At 65.4% G+C, this 17,224-nt stretch carries 30 protein-coding genes; all 30 read right to left on the bottom strand.

The features are described 5' to 3' along the window. Window positions 1–11: 11 nt before the first annotated feature. Window positions 12–410: a 30S ribosomal protein S11 gene (rpsK, locus tag RTM68_RS03410; RefSeq protein ID WP_017829189.1), complete on the bottom strand. Its 399-nt coding sequence runs from the start codon at window positions 408–410 to the stop codon at window positions 12–14. A 32-nt stretch (window positions 411–442) separates the two neighbouring features. Beyond that, a complete protein-coding gene (gene rpsM / locus RTM68_RS03415; RefSeq protein WP_017829190.1) occupies window positions 443–817 on the bottom strand; it encodes a 30S ribosomal protein S13 in 375 nt (124 codons plus the stop codon). Window positions 818–972: 155 nt separating this feature from the next. Further along, window positions 973–1,089, bottom strand: coding sequence for a 50S ribosomal protein L36 (rpmJ, locus tag RTM68_RS03420; RefSeq protein WP_005050492.1), 117 nt, complete (start codon window positions 1,087–1,089; stop codon window positions 973–975). Between the two features lie 64 nt (window positions 1,090–1,153). Beyond that, window positions 1,154–1,375 carry a translation initiation factor IF-1 gene (infA, locus tag RTM68_RS03425; RefSeq protein ID WP_017201569.1) on the bottom strand — a complete coding sequence of 74 codons (222 nt, stop codon included), beginning with the start codon at window positions 1,373–1,375 and terminating at the stop codon, window positions 1,154–1,156. A 176-nt stretch (window positions 1,376–1,551) separates the two neighbouring features. Further along, a complete protein-coding gene (locus tag RTM68_RS03430; protein WP_312168257.1) occupies window positions 1,552–2,211 on the bottom strand; it encodes a thioredoxin domain-containing protein in 660 nt (219 codons plus the stop codon). Between the two features lie 185 nt (window positions 2,212–2,396). Then, a complete protein-coding gene (gene map, locus RTM68_RS03435; protein WP_312168259.1) occupies window positions 2,397–3,245 on the bottom strand; it encodes a type I methionyl aminopeptidase in 849 nt (282 codons plus the stop codon). An 8-nt stretch (window positions 3,246–3,253) separates the two neighbouring features. Continuing rightward, window positions 3,254–3,850, bottom strand: coding sequence for an adenylate kinase (locus tag RTM68_RS03440; RefSeq protein WP_312168261.1), 597 nt, complete (start codon window positions 3,848–3,850; stop codon window positions 3,254–3,256). Next, window positions 3,847–5,169, bottom strand: a complete 1,323-nt coding sequence (gene secY, locus RTM68_RS03445) for a preprotein translocase subunit SecY (RefSeq protein ID WP_194765140.1) — start codon at window positions 5,167–5,169, stop codon at window positions 3,847–3,849. Before secY ends, RTM68_RS03440 begins: the two co-directional genes overlap by 4 nt. Window positions 5,170–5,271: 102 nt before the next feature. Further along, complete coding sequence (gene rplO / locus RTM68_RS03450) at window positions 5,272–5,901, bottom strand: 50S ribosomal protein L15 (RefSeq protein ID WP_228528620.1); 630 nt, start codon at window positions 5,899–5,901, stop codon at window positions 5,272–5,274. Next, on the bottom strand, window positions 5,901–6,086 hold the full coding sequence (gene rpmD, locus RTM68_RS03455) for a 50S ribosomal protein L30 (RefSeq protein ID WP_067121122.1): 186 nt from the start codon (window positions 6,084–6,086) through the stop codon (window positions 5,901–5,903). Before rpmD ends, rplO begins: the two co-directional genes overlap by 1 nt. After that, window positions 6,086–6,784 (bottom strand): 30S ribosomal protein S5, encoded by a 699-nt coding sequence (gene rpsE / locus RTM68_RS03460; RefSeq protein ID WP_194765139.1) that lies wholly within the window; start codon window positions 6,782–6,784, stop codon window positions 6,086–6,088. Before rpsE ends, rpmD begins: the two co-directional genes overlap by 1 nt. Then, window positions 6,781–7,140, bottom strand: coding sequence for a 50S ribosomal protein L18 (gene rplR, locus RTM68_RS03465; RefSeq protein ID WP_029260926.1), 360 nt, complete (start codon window positions 7,138–7,140; stop codon window positions 6,781–6,783). The genes rpsE and rplR overlap by 4 nt, the downstream gene beginning before the upstream one ends. A 2-nt stretch (window positions 7,141–7,142) precedes the next feature. Then, entirely contained in the window at window positions 7,143–7,679 is a 537-nt protein-coding gene (gene rplF / locus RTM68_RS03470) for a 50S ribosomal protein L6 (RefSeq protein WP_194765138.1), read from the bottom strand. 6 nt (window positions 7,680–7,685) lie between these two features. Further along, on the bottom strand, window positions 7,686–8,084 hold the full coding sequence (gene rpsH / locus RTM68_RS03475; RefSeq protein WP_194765137.1) for a 30S ribosomal protein S8: 399 nt from the start codon (window positions 8,082–8,084) through the stop codon (window positions 7,686–7,688). Between the two features lie 133 nt (window positions 8,085–8,217). Further along, on the bottom strand, window positions 8,218–8,808 hold the full coding sequence (gene rplE / locus RTM68_RS03480) for a 50S ribosomal protein L5 (protein WP_194765136.1): 591 nt from the start codon (window positions 8,806–8,808) through the stop codon (window positions 8,218–8,220). Further along, window positions 8,808–9,167, bottom strand: a complete 360-nt coding sequence (rplX, locus tag RTM68_RS03485; protein WP_067121114.1) for a 50S ribosomal protein L24 — start codon at window positions 9,165–9,167, stop codon at window positions 8,808–8,810. Before rplX ends, rplE begins: the two co-directional genes overlap by 1 nt. Before the next feature lie 3 nt (window positions 9,168–9,170). Continuing rightward, window positions 9,171–9,539, bottom strand: a complete 369-nt coding sequence (gene rplN, locus RTM68_RS03490) for a 50S ribosomal protein L14 (protein WP_053097479.1) — start codon at window positions 9,537–9,539, stop codon at window positions 9,171–9,173. Beyond that, complete coding sequence (gene rpsQ, locus RTM68_RS03495; RefSeq protein WP_194765135.1) at window positions 9,536–9,853, bottom strand: 30S ribosomal protein S17; 318 nt, start codon at window positions 9,851–9,853, stop codon at window positions 9,536–9,538. The genes rplN and rpsQ overlap by 4 nt, the downstream gene beginning before the upstream one ends. Next, complete coding sequence (gene rpmC / locus RTM68_RS03500; protein WP_194765134.1) at window positions 9,853–10,170, bottom strand: 50S ribosomal protein L29; 318 nt, start codon at window positions 10,168–10,170, stop codon at window positions 9,853–9,855. Before rpmC ends, rpsQ begins: the two co-directional genes overlap by 1 nt. After that, window positions 10,170–10,589 carry a 50S ribosomal protein L16 gene (rplP, locus tag RTM68_RS03505; protein ID WP_056312870.1) on the bottom strand — a complete coding sequence of 140 codons (420 nt, stop codon included), beginning with the start codon at window positions 10,587–10,589 and terminating at the stop codon, window positions 10,170–10,172. The genes rpmC and rplP overlap by 1 nt, the downstream gene beginning before the upstream one ends. After that, on the bottom strand, window positions 10,589–11,344 hold the full coding sequence (gene rpsC / locus RTM68_RS03510) for a 30S ribosomal protein S3 (protein WP_042538759.1): 756 nt from the start codon (window positions 11,342–11,344) through the stop codon (window positions 10,589–10,591). Before rpsC ends, rplP begins: the two co-directional genes overlap by 1 nt. Next, entirely contained in the window at window positions 11,344–11,742 is a 399-nt protein-coding gene (gene rplV, locus RTM68_RS03515) for a 50S ribosomal protein L22 (RefSeq protein WP_194765133.1), read from the bottom strand. The genes rpsC and rplV overlap by 1 nt, the downstream gene beginning before the upstream one ends. A gap of 25 nt (window positions 11,743–11,767) precedes the next feature. Further along, window positions 11,768–12,049, bottom strand: a complete 282-nt coding sequence (gene rpsS / locus RTM68_RS03520) for a 30S ribosomal protein S19 (RefSeq protein WP_017829205.1) — start codon at window positions 12,047–12,049, stop codon at window positions 11,768–11,770. Between the two features lie 12 nt (window positions 12,050–12,061). Then, the gene (gene rplB, locus RTM68_RS03525; RefSeq protein ID WP_312168287.1) at window positions 12,062–12,901 is read right to left on the bottom strand and encodes a 50S ribosomal protein L2; all 840 of its coding nucleotides are present in this window, start codon (window positions 12,899–12,901) and stop codon (window positions 12,062–12,064) included. Between the two features lie 20 nt (window positions 12,902–12,921). Next, entirely contained in the window at window positions 12,922–13,245 is a 324-nt protein-coding gene (gene rplW, locus RTM68_RS03530; RefSeq protein WP_017829206.1) for a 50S ribosomal protein L23, read from the bottom strand. Next, a complete protein-coding gene (rplD, locus tag RTM68_RS03535; protein WP_194765132.1) occupies window positions 13,242–13,904 on the bottom strand; it encodes a 50S ribosomal protein L4 in 663 nt (220 codons plus the stop codon). The genes rplW and rplD overlap by 4 nt, the downstream gene beginning before the upstream one ends. A 2-nt stretch (window positions 13,905–13,906) precedes the next feature. After that, the gene (rplC, locus tag RTM68_RS03540) at window positions 13,907–14,566 is read right to left on the bottom strand and encodes a 50S ribosomal protein L3 (protein WP_194765131.1); all 660 of its coding nucleotides are present in this window, start codon (window positions 14,564–14,566) and stop codon (window positions 13,907–13,909) included. Window positions 14,567–14,574: 8 nt separating this feature from the next. Continuing rightward, entirely contained in the window at window positions 14,575–14,883 is a 309-nt protein-coding gene (gene rpsJ / locus RTM68_RS03545) for a 30S ribosomal protein S10 (RefSeq protein ID WP_017201594.1), read from the bottom strand. 867 nt (window positions 14,884–15,750) lie between these two features. Continuing rightward, window positions 15,751–15,963, bottom strand: coding sequence for a hypothetical protein (locus RTM68_RS03550; protein ID WP_194765130.1), 213 nt, complete (start codon window positions 15,961–15,963; stop codon window positions 15,751–15,753). Window positions 15,964–16,062: 99 nt separating this feature from the next. Continuing rightward, window positions 16,063–17,061 (bottom strand): M23 family metallopeptidase, encoded by a 999-nt coding sequence (locus RTM68_RS03555; RefSeq protein WP_312168297.1) that lies wholly within the window; start codon window positions 17,059–17,061, stop codon window positions 16,063–16,065. Window positions 17,062–17,224 lie beyond the last annotated feature (163 nt).

Below are 17,224 nucleotides of genomic sequence, written 5' to 3' on the forward strand. Positions count from 1 at the left end.
AACAAGCCGTGTCAGACGCGGCGACGCTTCGGCGGGCGGCAGCCGTTGTGCGCCTGCGGGGTGACGTCCTGGATCGAGCCGACCTCGAGGCCTGCGGCCTGGAGCGAGCGGATCGCGGTCTCGCGGCCGGAGCCCGGACCCTTCACGAGGACGTCGACCTTCTTGACGCCGTGCTCCGCTGCCTGGCGGGCAGCAGACTCGGCAGCCATACCGGCGGCGTACGGGGTCGACTTGCGCGAGCCCTTGAAGCCCACGCCACCCGACGATGCCCAGGCGATGACCGCGCCGGACGGGTCGGTGATCGAGACGATCGTGTTGTTGAACGTCGACTTGATGTGGGCCTGGCCCAGCGCGATGTTCTTCTTTTCCTTGCGGCGCGGCTTGCGCGCGGCGGCCTTGGGTGCAGCCATGAAAATGTTCTCCTAGTCCCTGGGGCCGCTGCTTAGCGGGCCTTCTTCTTGCCGGCGACGGTGCGCTTCGGGCCCTTGCGGGTACGGGCGTTGGTCTTGGTGCGCTGGCCACGGACCGGGAGACCACGACGGTGGCGGATGCCCTCGTAGGAGCCGATCTCGACCTTGCGGCGGATGTCTGCGGCGACCTCGCGGCGCAGGTCACCCTCCACCTTGTAGTTGCCTTCGATGTGGTCGCGGAGGGCGATCAGCTGGTCGTCGCTGAGGTCCTTCACGCGGATGCTCTCGTCGATCTCGGTCGCCTTGAGGATCTCGACCGAGCGGGTACGGCCGACGCCGTAGATGTAGGTAAGGGCGATCACCACGCGCTTGTCGCGCGGGATGTCAACGCCGGCAAGACGTGCCATGCGGTTCTCCTGAGTGTTGTGGAGGTGTGGAGCAGGATCGGTGCTCGGGCCTCCGCCCCGAGGTGTCCCCCACTCGCGTGGGATCTGATCCTGCCGTTGTGTGTGTTGAGTTGTGTGTCAGATCCGAAGAGTCCTGTCGGCGAGCCGACAGGGGTTCAGCCCTGGCGCTGCTTGTGGCGCGGGTTGCTCTTGCAGATCACCATGACGCGGCCGTGACGGCGGATCACCTTGCAGTGATCGCAGATGGGCTTGACGCTGGGGTTGACCTTCATGATGATTCCTGTTCGCTGTCTTCGTACCGCCCCGAGCTGGGGCAGGCCGTTACTTCTCGACCGATCAGCGGTAGCGGTAGACGATGCGGCCGCGGGTGAGGTCGTAGGGGCTGAGCTCCACGACCACGCGGTCCTCGGGGATGATGCGGATGTAGTTCTGTCGCATCTTTCCGGAGATCGTTGCAAGGACCTTGTGTCCGTTGGAGAGCTCAACACGGAACATCGCGTTGGGCAGAGCCTCGGAGATCACTCCTTCGATCTCGATGACACCGTCTTTCTTAGCCATAGCCTCGCTGACGCTTCTGCAGACCGGTCGATCTGCGGTGGGTGATTGGGATTGCGGTGCCACGCCGATTCAGACACGCCGAATCAGGGCACAAGGCACCAAAGATCTATGTTAGACGACGAAAGGAGTTCCGGCAACCTGAGCAGGATGCCGGAACTCCCGTCGCAGTGGCTGGATCAGCCGAGGATCTTGGCGAACTCGGCGGCGATCTGCGCGTTCTCGATGCGGGTGCCGTTGACCTCGACGGTCGGGGTGCCGCTGATCTCGTGCTTCTTCGCCTGCGACTCCGTGTACTTCATGTACGTGCCGTCGGCGATGCAGTCCGCGGCCGCGCCGGCGCCGGCCTGCTCGGCGAGGGCGCTGAGCTCGTCCGCACTGAGACCGGCGGTGTTCTCGGCCGGCTGGTTCTCGAAGAGCAGGTTGAAGTAGTCGAGCGCGGCATCCGGGGCCTCTTCGGCCACGCAGTACATCGAGCCGGCCGACAGCGACGAGTACTCGCCGGTCGTCGAGTAGCGGTTGAGGATGGAGATCGGGTGGATGTTCAGCGTGATCTCGTCGTTCGCCGCCGCGGTCTGCAGCTGCTCGCCGTAGGCATCCTCGAACTGACCGCAGATCGGGCACATGAAGTCGACGAAGGTGTCGATCTCGTCCTCACCGGAGCCGAACGTGATCGCCCCGGTCTCCTGGTTGACGATGTCGCTCGTCGGGGCGGTGCCCGGGTCGTTCGCCTGGTTGTTCAAGAGCACCACGACGGTGGCGAGCACGGCCAGCACGACCACGACCGCCGCGGACACTCCGATCACGAACCAGTTGGTGTTGCTCTTCGCGGCTGCCATGGGTTTCCGTTTCTGTCGGGGCCCGCGAGACGGCGGACCCGGCGTGAAGTCTGCGGGTGCATGCGCACCCATACACCCATTGTGCCCGGAGATTCCTATGTGCGCGTTGTGACTATCGTCTGCGCACCGCGCACAGCACGGCTGCGCTCACGCAGAGCACCCCCGCGCGGCTCAGAGGCGTCGGGTCAGGCGATGGGCGTGGGGACCACGCCGAAGGGCGCGAGGCCCGCTGCTCCCCCGTCAGGCGCCGTGAGCACCCAGATGCCGCCGTCGTGCAGGGCGACGCTGTGCTCCCAGTGCGAGCCGTCGGTGCCGTCGACCGTCGAGACGGTCCAGTCATCGTCCTCGACGAACGTCTCGTCGCTTCCCGCGGTGACCATGGGCTCGATCGCGAGCACGAGTCCGGGCTTGACCTCGGCTCCGGGGTCGGGCGTGCGGTAGTTGAAGACGCTCGGCGCTTCGTGCATCTTGCGGCCGATGCCGTGGCCGACGTATTCGCGCAGGATGCCGTACGGCTGCCCCGAGACCGCCGACGGGCCCTGCGCCTCGATGTACCCCTGGATCGCTGCCCCGAGGTCGCCGAGGTGCGAGGCGGTCGCCATCGCGGCGATGCCGGCCCACATCGAGCCCTCGGTCACGCGCGAGAGCTCGAGTCGCTGTGCGACCAGCTCGGGGCGGCTGTCATCCGGGACGACGACCGTGATGGCGCTGTCGCCGTTCCACCCCTGGTACTGGGCGCCGCAGTCTATCGACACGATGTCGCCGGCCTGCAGCACGCGCTCACCGGGGATGCCGTGCACGACCTCTTCGTTCACCGAGATGCAGGTCGTGTGCCGGTACCCGCGCACGAGCTGGAAGTTCGACTCGGCCCCGCGAGCCAGGATGACCCGGTTCGCCTCGGCGTCGAGCTCGAGGGTGGTGACTCCCGGACGGATCAGCGGACGCACGGCATCCAGTGCCGCCGCGGTGATGAGACCGGGCTCGACCATGGCTCGCAGCTGAGCCGGCGACTTGTAGATCGACTTGCGGAACATCGGACTGATCAGGCGGCGAGGCGCAGGCCGCGCGCAGTGAGCGCCGCGAACACGCGCTCCGTGATCTCGTCGAGAGAGCCGACTCCGTCGATGCGGTCGACGATGCCGCGGGCACCGTAGACCTCGAGGATCGGAGCGGTCTCCTTCTCGTAGATGTCCAGGCGATGCGCGATGCCCTCGTCGGTGTCGTCGGAACGACCCTGCTCGGCCGCACGCAGCTTCAGGCGCTCGATGCTCTCCTCGCGGGGGACGTCGAGCAGGATGACGGCATCCAGCGACTCACCTCGGCCGGCGAGGAATTCCTCGAGGTGCGCGACCTGCGCCGTGTTGCGCGGGTAGCCGTCGAGGAGGAATCCGTTCGCGGCGTCGTCCTGGGCGAGGCGATCGCGCACGATCTCGCTCGTGAGCTCGTCGGGAACGAGGTCGCCCTTGTCGAGGATCGCCGTGACCTGCTGGCCGAGGGGCGTGCCCTCCTTGATGTTCGCGCGGAAGATGTCTCCCGTCGACACGACCGGGATGCCGTACGACTCAGCGATGCGAACGCCCTGCGTTCCCTTGCCGGACCCCTGCGGGCCGACGATCAGAAGACGAGCGGATGCGGTCATCGGAGGAGCCCTTCGTAGTGACGCTGCTGCAGCTGTGCATCGATCTGCTTGACCGTCTCGAGACCGACACCCACGATGATGAGGATCGATGCGCCACCGAACGGGAAGTTCTGGTTGGCGCCGACGGTGGCGAGTGCGATCAGCGGGATGAGCGCGATCAGACCCAGGTAGATCGAGCCGGGCAGCGTGATGCGCGTGAGCACGTAGTCGAGGTACTCGGCGGTCGGACGACCGGCACGGATGCCGGGGATGAACCCGCCGTACTTCTTCATGTTGTCGGCGACCTCGACGGGGTTGAACGTGATCGCGACGTAGAAGTACGTGAAGCCGATGATCAGCAGGAAGTACGCGATCATGTAGATCGGCTGGTCGCCGGTCGTGAAGTACGTCGAGATCCAGGTCACCCACGCGGCCGGCTCGGAGCCGTCCTGCGGAGTGTTGAACTGCGCGATCAGAGCCGGGATGTACAGCAGCGACGAGGCGAAGATCACGGGGATCACACCCGCCATGTTCACCTTGATCGGGATGTAGGTGTTGGTGCCGCCGTACGTGCGACGGCCCACCATGCGCTTGGCGTACTGCACGGGGATGCGTCGCTGCGACTGCTCGACGAAGACGACGAGACCCATCACGACGATTCCCACAGCGAGCACCATGAGGAAGACCTCGAAACCACGGCTCTCCCAGATGAGCCACATGGCTCCGGGGAAGGTGGCGGCGATCGACGTGAAGATCAGCAGCGACATGCCGTTGCCGATGCCGCGCTCGGTGACGAGCTCGGCGAACCACATGATGAGGCCGGTGCCTGCGGTCATCGCCATGATGATGAGCAGCTGCGCCCACCACACGTCGTTGGTGAGGAGGTTCTGGCACGCGGCGATCTCGGTGGTGCCGAACAGCTGACCGCTGCGCGCCACCGTCACGAGGGTGGTCGACTGCAGCAGCGCGAGGGCGATGGTGAGGTAACGCGTGTACTGGGTCAGCTTGGCCTGGCCGGCCTGACCCTCTTTGTGCAGCGCCTCGAAGTGCGGGATGACCACGCGGAGGAGCTGGGTGATGATCGTCGCCGTGATGTAGGGCATGACGCCGAGGGCGAAGATCGAGAGCTGCAGGAGAGCGCCACCCGAGAAGAGGTTGACGAGTCCGAGAAGCCCCTCGGTGCCTGAGTTGAGAGCGAGGCACTCCTCGACGTTCGGGAAGTTCACGAACGGAGCGGGGACGTTGGAGCCGAGTCGGTAGATCGCGACGATGGCGAGGGTGAAACCGATCTTTCGACGCAGGTCTGGCGTGCGGAAGATCCGCGCGATGGCGCTAAACAAGGACGTGCCTCCTGAAAAGGTTGCCGATCCTGAGGGACGGCTGAAAGAACAGGCTAACCCATAAGAGGGGCCGGAGAATCTCCGACCCCTCTCATGAAGTGGTTACTTGACGGATCCGCCGGCCGCCACGATCTTCTGCTCGGCAGAACCCGAGACCTTGTCGACCGCAACGGTGAGCTTCACGGCGATGTCGCCGTTTCCGAGAACCTTGACCTTCTCGTTCTTGCGAACGGCACCCTTGGCGACCAGGTCGGTGACGGTGACGTCGCCGCCCTTCGGGTACAGCTCCGCGAGCTTCTCCAGGTTCACGACCTGGTACTCGACGCGGAACGGGTTCTTGAAGCCGCGGAGCTTCGGGGTGCGCATGTGCAGAGGCATCTGCCCACCCTCGAAGCCGACGCGGACTGTGTTGCGAGCCTTGGTGCCCTTGGTACCGCGACCTGCGGTCTTACCCTTGGAGCCCTCACCGCGACCGACACGGGTCTTCGCGGTGTTGGATCCGGGGACCGGACGCAGGTGGTGGACCTTCAGGACGCCGGGGCGGGATGCCGGAGCATCCTTCTTCGGCGCAGCCTTCTTGGCAGCGGGCTTCTTGGCAGCAGCCTCGGCCTTGGTGCCTGCAGCAGCTGCGGGCGCCTTCTTGGCCGCGGGCTTCTTCTCGGCGGCCGCCTTGGGAGCAGCTGCCTTCTTCGGGGCCTTCTCGGCCTCGACGGCTTCGTTCTTCTCAGCCATTAGTCGATCTCCTCAACCTTGACGAGGTGCGCGACGGTCTTGACGTAGCCGCGCGTCTGCGCGTCGTCGGGGCGAACGGTGCTGTCACCGATGCGCTTGAGACCGAGCGAACGCAGCGTGTCGCGCTGGTTCTGCTTCTCACTCACCTTGGACTTGATCTGCGTGACCTTGAGCCGGGCGGCCATCAGGCACCTACCTTCTGTGCGGCGATGGCCTCAGCCTCGGCGCGGACAAGACGCGCGGGGGCGACCTGGTCGAACTCGAGGCCACGACGTGCGGCGACCGCACGGGGCTCCTCGAGCTGCTTCAGGGCCTCCACCGTCGCGTGCACGATGTTGATCGTGTTCGACGAACCGAGCGACTTCGACAGCACGTCGTGGATACCGGCGCACTCGAGCACGGCGCGGACCGGACCACCGGCGATGACACCGGTACCGGCAGCAGCCGGACGAAGCAGGACGACGCCTGCTGCGGCCTCACCCTGCACGGGGTGCGGGATGGTGCTTCCGACGCGCGGAACGCGGAAGAAGTTGCGCTTGGCCTCTTCGACACCCTTCGAGATCGCCAGAGGGACCTCGCGGGCCTTGCCGTAGCCGACGCCCACCAGACCGTTGCCGTCACCGACGACCACGAGAGCGGTGAAGCTGAAGCGACGACCACCCTTCACGACCTTCGAGACGCGGTTGATGGTGACGACGCGCTCGAGGAACTGGTTGTCCCCACGGTCACGCGAGTTGCGGTCACGACCACCCTGGTTGCGGTCGCCACGGCCACCGCCGCGGCGGTTGTCGCGCTGAGACGGCTCTGCCTGCGTGGTGCCGGTGGCAGTCTCGGAAGTGGCAGCAGCCGCTTCGGTCACTTCGTTCTCCTTGTTGTCACTCACAGTGCCAGACCCCCCTCGCGGGCGCCGTCGGCGATGGCGGCGACACGACCTGCGTAGCGGTTGCCGCCACGGTCGAACACTGCCTCGGAAACGCCGGCAGCCTTCGCACGCTCGGCGAGGAGCTCGCCGACCTTGCGGGCCTTGGCGGTCTTGTCACCCTCGAGCGAGCGCAGGTCGGTCTCGAGCGTCGAAGCCGACGCCACGGTGTGACCCTTGCTGTCGTCGACAAGCTGCACGAAGACGTGGCGAGCCGAACGGTTGACGACGAGGCGCGGACGCACCTCGGTGCCGACGACCTTCTTGCGAAGGCGGGCGTGACGACGCGCGCGGGCGTCAGACTTTGACTTGAGAGCCATGGTTACTTACCACTCTTTCCGGCCTTGCGACGCACGTTCTCGCCGGCGTAGCGCACGCCCTTGCCCTTGTACGGCTCGGGCTTGCGGATCTTGCGGATGTTGGCAGCTGCCTCGCCGACAGCCTGCTTGTCGATCCCGCTGACGGTGAGCTTGTTGGTGCCCTCGACCGTGAGCGTGATGCCGGCGGGCGGGTCGATCAGGACCGGGTGCGAGAAGCCCAGGGCGAACTCGACCGAGCTGCCCTTCTGAGCCACGCGGTAACCGGTGCCGACGACCTCGAGACCCTTGGTGTAGCCCTGGGTCACGCCGATGATGTTGTTGTTGATGAGCGTGCGGGTCAGGCCGTGAAGCGACCGCGACTCGCGCTCGTCGTCGGGACGGGTGACGAGAACCTGGTTCTCCTCGACCGCGACCTCGATGGGGTTGGCGACCGTCAGGGTGAGCTCACCCTTGGGGCCCTTCACCGCGACCTCACGGCCGGTGACCGAAACGGTCACGCCCGCGGGAACGTCGATGGGAAGTCGTCCGATACGCGACATTTTCGATTACCACACGTAGGCGAGAACTTCTCCGCCCACGCCCTTCTGCTCTGCCTGACGGTCGGTGAGAAGACCGGAGGAGGTGGACAGGATGGCCACGCCGAGGCCGCCGAGGACCTTGGGGAGCTCGGTGGACTTCGCGTAGACGCGGAGGCCGGGCTTCGACACGCGCTTGATGCCCGCGATCGAACGCTCGCGGTTGGGGCCGTACTTCAGCTGCAGCGTGAGGTTCTGTCCCACGCGCGCCTCGGAGGTCTCCCAGCCGGCGATGTAGCCCTCCTGCTGGAGGATGTCGGCGATGTGCGTCTTCAGCTTGCTCGACGGCAGCGTCACGGAATCGTGGTGCGCCGAGTTCGCGTTGCGCAGACGGGTCAGCAGATCTGCGACCGGGTCTGTCATTGTCATTGGTGTTTTCCTTTGTTCATACGGTTCCGGCTGCCGTTACACGACAGACGGCCTGCGATGAGCACGCAATCTTCGATTGTACCTGCAATTCGACGGGCCCAGTGACCACTGGCCGCTGAGCCCGTCGAAAGTGCTACGCCTGGGCGTCGTCCGAACGGAACGGGAAGCCGAGGTGACGCAGCAGAGCGCGACCCTCGTCATCCGTCTTCGCGGTGGTGACGACGGTGATGTCGAAACCGCGAACCCGGTCGATCTTGTCCTGGTCGATCTCGTGGAACACGCTCTGCTCCTGGAGACCGAAGGTGTAGTTGCCGTTGCCGTCGAACTGCTTGGCCGACAGTCCGCGGAAGTCGCGGATGCGGGGCAGTGCGAGCGAGACCAGGCGGTCCACGAACTCCCACGCACGGTCACCACGGAGGGTGACGTGCGCGCCGATGGCCTGGCCCTCACGCAGCTTGAACTGCGCGATGGACTTGCGGGCCTTCGTGACGATCGGCTTCTGGCCGGTGATCTTGGTGAGGTCGTCGACCGCACCATCGATCACCTTGCTGTCGCGAGCTGCCTCGCCGACACCGGTGTTCACGACGACCTTGACCAGGCCGGGGATCTGCATGACGTTGGCGTAGCCGAACTCGTCCTGCAGAGCCTTCTTGATCTCGGCGTTGTACTTCGCCTTCAGGCGGGGCTGGATCTTGCCAGCCACCGCAGCGTCGGTCGATGCCATCAGAGGTCCTTACCGCTCTTCTTCGCGTAGCGCACGCGGACGGTGCGCTTGACGCCGTCCTTGGTCTGCTCCTCGACCCGGTGGCCGACCTTGGTCGGCTTCTTGGTCGAGGGGTCGACGAGTGCGACGTTCGAGATGTGGATGGACGCCTCGACGGTCTCGAGGCCTCCCGTCTTGGTGCCACGCTGCGTCTGTCCGACGCGGGTGTGCTTGGTGACGTAGTTCACGCCTTCGACGATGACGCGGTTCTTCTCAGCAAGGACCTCGAGGACCTTGCCCTGCTTGCCGCGGTCGCCGCCACGCTCCTGCGTGGCTCCGGTGATGACCTGAACCAGGTCACCCTTCTTGATCTTCGCCATGACTTAAATAACCTCCGGCGCGAGCGAGACGATCTTCATGAACTTCTTGTCGCGAAGCTCACGACCGACCGGTCCGAAGATACGGGTGCCGCGGGGCTCCCCGTCGTTCTTCAGGATGACGGCGGCGTTCTCGTCGAACTTGATGTACGAGCCGTCGGGACGACGCGTGGACTTGACCGTGCGGACGATGACGGCCTTGACCACATCGCCCTTCTTGACGTTTCCGCCGGGGATCGCGTCCTTGACGGTCGCGACGATGGTGTCACCGAGGCCGGCGTAACGACGACGCGAGCCGCCGAGCACACGGATGGTGAGCAGCTCCTTCGCGCCGGTGTTGTCGGCGACCTTGAGGCGAGACTCCTGCTGAATCACTTGGCCTTCTCCAGAATCTCCACCAGACGCCAGCGCTTCGTGGCGCTCAGCGGGCGGGTCTCGTTGATCAGGACGAGGTCGCCGATGCCGGCGGAGTTCGCCTCATCGTGCGCCTTGACCTTCGAGGTGCGGCGGATGACCTTGCCGTAAAGCGGGTGCTTCACGCGGTCCTCGACCTCGACCACGATGGTCTTGTCCATCTTGTCGCTGACGACGTAGCCACGACGCGACTTGCGGTAGCCACGGGCGTCCTCATCGCGGACGTCGTGTGCGGCGTGCTCAGCCTCGACTGCGGCTTCCTTCTTGGTGGCCATCACTCAGCCTCTTCCTTCACGGCGTCGTCGGCGGCATCCGCCTTCTTCGCCTTCGACTTGGACGCCTTCTTGGCCGGGACCTCGACCGGAGCGGGCGTCGCACGGATGCCCAGCTCGCGTTCGCGGATCACGGTGTAGAGACGCGCGATGTCGCGCTTGACGGCGCGGATGCGGCCGTGGCTCTCCAGCTGGCCGGTGGCCGACTGGAAACGGAGGTTGAAAAGCTCCTCCTTGGCCTTACGCAGCTCCTCAACGAGGCGCTGGTCTTCGAACGTGTCGAGCTCTGCCGGAGCGAGCTCCTTGGTGCCGATCGCCATTACGCGTCGCCCTCCTCGCGCTTGATGATGCGTGCCTTGAGAGGCAGCTTGTGAATGGCACGGGTGAGTGCCTCGCGAGCGAGTTCCTCGCTCACGCCGGAGACCTCGAAGAGGACCCGACCCGGCTTGACGTTGGCGACCCACCACTCGGGGGAACCCTTACCGGAACCCATGCGGGTCTCGGCAGGCTTCTTGGTGAGGGGACGGTCGGGGTAGATGTTGATCCACACCTTGCCGCCACGCTTGATGTGACGCGTGACCGCGATACGAGCGGACTCGATCTGACGGTTCGTCACGTAGGCAGGCGTGAGCGCCTGGATGCCGTACTCGCCGAAGGAGACCTTCGTGCCACCGGTCGCCTGGCCGCTACGGCCGGGGTGGTGCTGCTTACGGAACTTGACCTTGCGGGGAATAAGCATCAGGCAGACGCTCCTTCTGCGACAGGGGCCTCGTTGCGCGGCGCGCGGCGGCGGTCGCCACCACGGTCGTCACGACGGGACTTCGGTGCGTTGGCCTGCTCGCGAGCAAGCTCCTTGTTGGTCAGGTCGCCCTTGTAGATCCAGACCTTCACGCCGATGCGGCCGAAGGTGGTCTTCGCCTCGTAGAAGCCGTAGTCGATGTTCGCGCGCAGCGTGTGCAGCGGCACACGACCCTCGCGGTAGAACTCCGAGCGGCTCATCTCGGCGCCGCCGAGGCGGCCGGAGACCTGGATGCGGATGCCCTTGGCGCCAGCGCGCTGCGCGCCCTGGAGACCCTTGCGCATCGCACGACGGAACGCCACGCGAGCAGAGAGCTGCTCGGCGATGCCCTGTGCGACGAGCTGAGCGTCGGCCTCGGGGTTCTTGACCTCGAGGATGTTCAGCTGGATCTGCTTGCCCGAGAGCTTCTCGAGGTCGCCGCGGATGCGCTCGGCCTCGGCGCCACGACGACCGATCACGATGCCCGGACGGGCGGTGTGGATGTCGACGCGGACGCGGTCACGGGTGCGCTCGATCTCGATGTTCGAGACACCGGCGCGGTCGAGCTGCGTCTTCAGCAGGTTGCGGATCTTGATGTCCTCGGCGACGTAGTCGGCGTAACGCTGACCGGGCTTCGTCGAGTCCGAGAACCAGCGCGACACGTGGTCCGTGGTGATGCCGAGGCGGAAGCCGTACGGGTTTACCTTCTGTCCCATTACTTGCTCGCCTTCTTGTTGCTGTCGCTCGCAGCAGCCGGGGCTGCGGCGGGCGTCGAGAGCACGACCGTGATGTGGCTCGTGCGCTTCTTGATCTGGAAAGCGCGACCCTGTGCACGGGGCTGGAAACGCTTGAGCGTCGTGCCCTCGTCGACGTAGGCGTTAGCCACGTACAGGTCCTGCTCGTCGAGGTACTCGCCGTCACGATCCGCCTTGACCTGCGCGTTGGCCATGGCCGACGCGACAAGCTTGTAGATCGGCTCACTGGCGCTCTGCTGTGCGAACTTCAGGATCGCCAGAGCCTCCTGGGCCTGCTTGCCCTTGATGAGCGCGACGACACGACGAGCCTTCTGAGGGGTCACGCGGATGTGTCGCACGCGTGCGATGGACTCCACCATTTCTCTCTCCTCTATCGCCCCCGCGTCAGCGGCGGCGGCCCTTCTTGTCGTCCTTCTCATGGCCGCGGAAGGTGCGGGTGGGCGCGAACTCGCCCAGCTTGTGTCCGACCATGGTCTCCGACACAAACACGGGGATGTGCTTGCGACCGTCGTGGACCGCGATCGTGTGTCCCAGCATGGCCGGGATGATCATCGACCGGCGGGACCAGGTCTTGATGACGTTCTTGGTGCCGGCTTCGTTCTGCACGACCACCTTGCGAAGCAGGTGATCGTCGACGAAGGGGCCCTTCTTAAGACTGCGAGGCATCTTCTCTTACTCCTACTTACGCTTCTTGCCGGCGTTACGACGACGCACGATGTACTTGTCGCTTTCCTTGTTGGCGTGACGGGTGCGACCCTCAGCCTGGCCCCACGGGGAGACGGGGTGACGTCCACCGGACGTCTTGCCCTCGCCACCGCCGTGCGGGTGGTCGACCGGGTTCATGACGACACCGCGGACGGTCGGGCGAACGCCCTTCCAGCGCATGCGGCCGGCCTTGCCCCAGTTGATGTTCGACTGCTCGGCGTTGCCGACCTCACCGATGGTCGCGCGGCAGCGCGCATCGACGTTGCGGATCTCGCCCGAGGGCAGACGCAGCTGGGCGAAGTTGCCATCCTTGGCGACGAGACGGACGGATGCACCGGCCGAACGTGCCATCTTCGCGCCGCCACCGGGACGGAGCTCGATCGCGTGGATGACGGTACCCGTCGGGATGTTCTTCAGCGGGAGGTTGTTGCCCGGCTTGATGTCAGCGCCGGCACCCGACTCGACGACGTCGCCCTGCTTCAGCTTCGCCGGCGCGAGGATGTAGCGCTTCTCGCCGTCGAAGTAGTGCAGCAGCGCGATGCGCGCGGTGCGGTTGGGGTCGTACTCGATGTGAGCGACCTTGGCGTCGACGCCGTCCTTGTCATTGCGACGGAAGTCGATGACGCGGTACTGGCGCTTGTGGCCACCACCGATGTGACGGGTCGTGATGCGGCCCTGGTTGTTGCGACCACCGGTCTTCGAGAGCGGGCGCAGCAGCGACTTCTCCGGCGTCGATCGAGTGATCTCGGCGAAGTCAGCCACCGACGAGCCGCGACGGCCCGGGGTCGTGGGCTTGTACTTGCGAATAGCCATTATTGTCCTTATCCCCCGGATCAGCCGATTGCCGTGAAGATGTCGATGGTGCCCGACTTCAGGGTGACGATGGCGCGCTTGGTGTCCTTGCGCTTGCCGGTGCCGAAGCGGGTGCGACGAGCCTTGCCGACGCGGTTGAGGGTGTTGACCCCTGCGACCTTGACGCCGAAGATCTTCTCGATGGCGAGCTTGATCTCGGTCTTCGAAGCGCGCGGGTCCACGAGGAAGGTGTACTTACCCTCGTCGATGAGACCGTAGCTCTTCTCGGACACGACCGGCTTCAGGATGATGTCGCGCGGGTCCTTGTTCAGGGCCGTCTGGAGAACAGATGCCTGCTCGCTCATGCGGAGACCTCCTGGTTGGCGCCGGACTTCGAGGCGATGAAGCCCTCGAGCGCGGCCTGGGTGAAGACGATGTCGTCGGAGACGAGCACGTCGTAGGCGTTGAGCTGGTCGAACGTCAGCACGTGCAGGTTCGACAGGTTGCGGATGCTCTTCAGCGTCACGTCGTCGTTGCGCTCGATGACCACAAGCACGTTCTTCGACGAGACGACGTTGGTGAGGAAGTTCACCGCGGTCTTGGTCGAAGGCGTGCCGTCGATGCCGAACGACTCGATGGCGTGGATGCGCTCACCGCGGAAGCGGTCGCTGAGCGCGCCCAGGAGGGCGGCGGCGATCATCTTCTTGGGGGTGCGCTGCGAGTAGTCGCGCGGCTTGGGGCCGTGCACGATTCCACCACCGGTCATGTGCGGCGCGCGGATGGAGCCCTGACGAGCGTTACCCGTGCCCTTCTGCTTGAAGGGCTTGCGGCCGGCACCCGAGACCTCACCGCGACGCTTGGTCGAGTGGGTTCCCTGGCGAGCCGCCGCGAGCTGCGCGACGACGACCTGGTGGATGAGCGGGATGTTCGTCTTGGCGTCGAACAGCGCGGCGGGAAGCTCGATCGAGCCAGCCTTCTTGCCGTCTGCCTTGAGGACGTCAAGCGCGAGAGTGGAGTCAGCCATGATCAGGCACCCTTCACTGCGTTGCGGACGTAGACGATGCGGCCACGAGCACCGGGGACGGCGCCCTTGACGAGCAGCAGACCCTTCTCGATGTCGACGGCGTGCACCGTGAGGTTGAGGACGGTCACGCGCTCGCCACCCATACGGCCGGCCATGCGCATGCCCTTGAAGACGCGGCTCGGGGTCGACGATGCGCCGATGGAGCCGGGCTTGCGGTGGTTGCGGTGCGAACCGTGCGATGCCGAGACGCCCTTGAAGTTGTGACGCTTCATGACACCGGCGAAGCCCTTGCCCTTGCTCGTGCCGACGACGTCGACGAGCTGTCCGGCCTCGAAGGTTCCGTCGACCGTGAGCTCCTGGCCCAGGGTGTAGTCGCCGGCGTCCGCGGTGCGGATCTCGGTGACGTGACGGCGCGGCGTGACGCCGGCGGCCTCGAAGTGAGCGGTGAGGGGCTTGTTCACCTTGCGGGGGTCGATCTGACCGTAGGCGATCTGAACGGCCTTGTAGCCGTCCTTCTCGGGGGTACGGATCTGCGTGACCACGTTCGGCGAGAGCTCGATGACGGTGACGGGAACGAGCTTGCCGTTCTCGGACCACACCTGCGTCATGCCGAGCTTGGTGCCCAGCATGCCCTTGGAAATCTTTGCGTTGATGTCAGCCATGTCGAACCTCAGAGCTTGATCTCGATGTTGACATCGGCAGGCAGGTCGAGACGCATCAGCGAGTCGACAGCCTTGGGCGTCGGGTCGACGATGTCGATCAGACGCTTGTGGGTGCGCATCTCGAAGTGCTCGCGGCTGTCCTTGTACTTGTGCGGCGACCGGATGACGCACACGACGTTCTTCTCGGTCGGAAGGGGCACGGGACCGACGACAGTTGCACCCGCACGGGTCACGGTGTCGACGATCTTGCGTGCGGACGTGTCGATGACCTCGTGGTCATACGACTTCAGGCGAATGCGGATCTTCTGTCCCGCCATTGTCTGCTCTCTCTCTTTAAGCGTCTTACCGACCGGGACCGGGTGGCCCTGGGGCATTGGACGCACGTCGGCGCTGTTCGCGCCTCGGCACTCGAACGACTCTCGCGAGCCGATCTGCTGCACCACTGTTCTGCTGTCATCCCGCAGGCCTCGCAGCGAGCGGGTGTCCGACCTCCGCCGCGCACGGCGAAGCCCTCGTGATGAAGATGTCGGGATCGTTCTGCCACCCGCGGCCTAGGTCCCTGCGCGTCTGCGCCGCCTATGCACTGTCGTGGTGGTGATCCGGCTCACGCTGAGCGCGCCGGAATGTCGAACCTGTCTATTCTGCCACGGCGGATTTCCCCAGTGCAAACCCGGGCGTGTCGCGTTTGCTGAGCATCCCCTGGACATGCCCCCGCGGCCCCGGGCTCAGAGCCTCGGAACCACGCCTCCGGTCGTCAGAGAACCGGAGAGAGCGGGGCGAGGCATCCCCATGCCTCGCCCCGCTTGGGGAGGGCGTTCAGTGCGAGGGGGCACACCGAACGCGAGGAGTCCGGCGTGAAGGGACGCCGTCTTCCTCGTTCGAGGGCGCGGCGGAGTGACCGCCGCGCGGGCGGGAAGACGCTGAGGCGCACAGAGTGCGCGCGTCGCATGATGATCCCCAAAATCATTCCCCAGTTTGTCGCGGCGAACCGCGTACTTCGGGAGGTCGAACCCCTTCGACGTCCCTGATCGCAAGTTCCCCAGGCGATCTCTCTCATCCTAGGGGATGGCGACGCTGAAACGCGATATCGCCGAGCCGAATACCGGGTTTCCGGAACGTGGATGCAGAAGAGCGGCGACTCCCCCGGGTGGAGGAGCCGCCGCTCTCAGACTGCGTGAGACGCGTTACTGGTTGCCGACAGCCTTGTCGGCCTGGTCGCGGATCTCGTCGATCTTGTCCGCCGCGCCGGGAGCGATCTTCTTTGCGAAGTCGGCGACGCCGTCGAGGACCTTGTCGCTGATGTCCTCGGCCTGCTCGCTCTTGACGGCCTCGGCGATCTTGTCCTTGTTCTGCTCGTACAGGTCCTTGCCCTTGTTGACGGTTTCCTCGATACCCATGGCGGGCCCCCTTTTCTGCGAACGATCGCATCGGATGTGCGACGCACGTACATTCTGCACGGAAGGCCGGGCGGGGGGAAGGATGTCCTGCCGGGCGTCCTACGAGAGCCAGTAGTTCTTCTTGACCGTCACCTGCTGGATCCTCAGCCCTCCATTCAGTGCGCGAACTTCAGCGAACAGGCGAAGCGGTCCCGAGAGAGAGTACGGCAGAGAATAGCTTCCATAAGTCGGAGAGTTCCTGGTCGTGGCTATGGTCCCGCGGATCTCGAGTGCCGGCTGAGGTGCGGCGTTCGTAACACCACCACTCGCGTTGAGCGTCTCTGCGACCACCCGAACCTGGAAACCCCTAGTGACGCCACTCGCGGTGAAGTAGATGGCCAGATCCCCGGTCTCTTTAACGGTCGCGCTGCTTTGCGCAAGCCAATATAGGTTCGTCGCCACCGGTACTCGAGTCCAGATTCCCACCGGAACTACGGAGTTCCACAAGTAGGTCGACGACTGATGAATGGGCATGGGGTCCTCCGGTTCAGCGTAGTTCTCGAAATCGACAGAGTTGGTGAAACCCAGCTGCAGAGGCGTGCCGCCGAGCCACAGCGACACATGCACGTGGGGGCCGTACCCGGACTCGTATCCGAAGCCGGATGCCCCCGACAGAGCGATGACCTGGCCGCGGGAGACGCGCGTACCGGGCAGCACCGAACTCGAGCGAAGGTGGAGGTAGCGGATGTAGTTCCCGTCGTCCGCTCGAAGCGCCAGGTATCGACCGGTGGCCGTCGACGTGGTGTCCTTGCGGTCGACGATGACACCGTCGGCAGCAGCTCTGATCGGCGTCCCCACGGGAACTGCATAGTCCGTGCCCGGCTCACCGGACGGAGGCGTGCGATTCCGGTGGTCCTGCCAGCTGCTGGAGATGCGCACGTCTCCGCACGGGCGAAGATACGTGCCTGCGGCGGTGGCGGAGAGGGTGGGCGAGATCAGGTCCCAACCGATCGCCGTCGCGCCGAATGCCACGCCCGCGCCGACCAGCAGCGCCCGACGGGAGAGGAAGGGTTGAGCGCGGTGCTCGGACGAGGGCTCGGAGTCCCCCGCATCGCACACTAGCGATCGCCCCCCTCATTCTCGCCGCGGATCAGGTTCTGGATCTGCTCTTCAGGCAGCTGCTCGATCGATCCCGACCCGAGCTCCATCTCAGGGGCGTCCGGCGATCCTCCGATGGTGCACACCGACTGGCCCTGGTATCCCATCGTCGCCGCCGGCACGA

This window comes from Microbacterium sp., from assembly GCF_031988965.1.
Classification (GTDB): Bacteria; Actinomycetota; Actinomycetes; order Actinomycetales; family Microbacteriaceae; genus Microbacterium.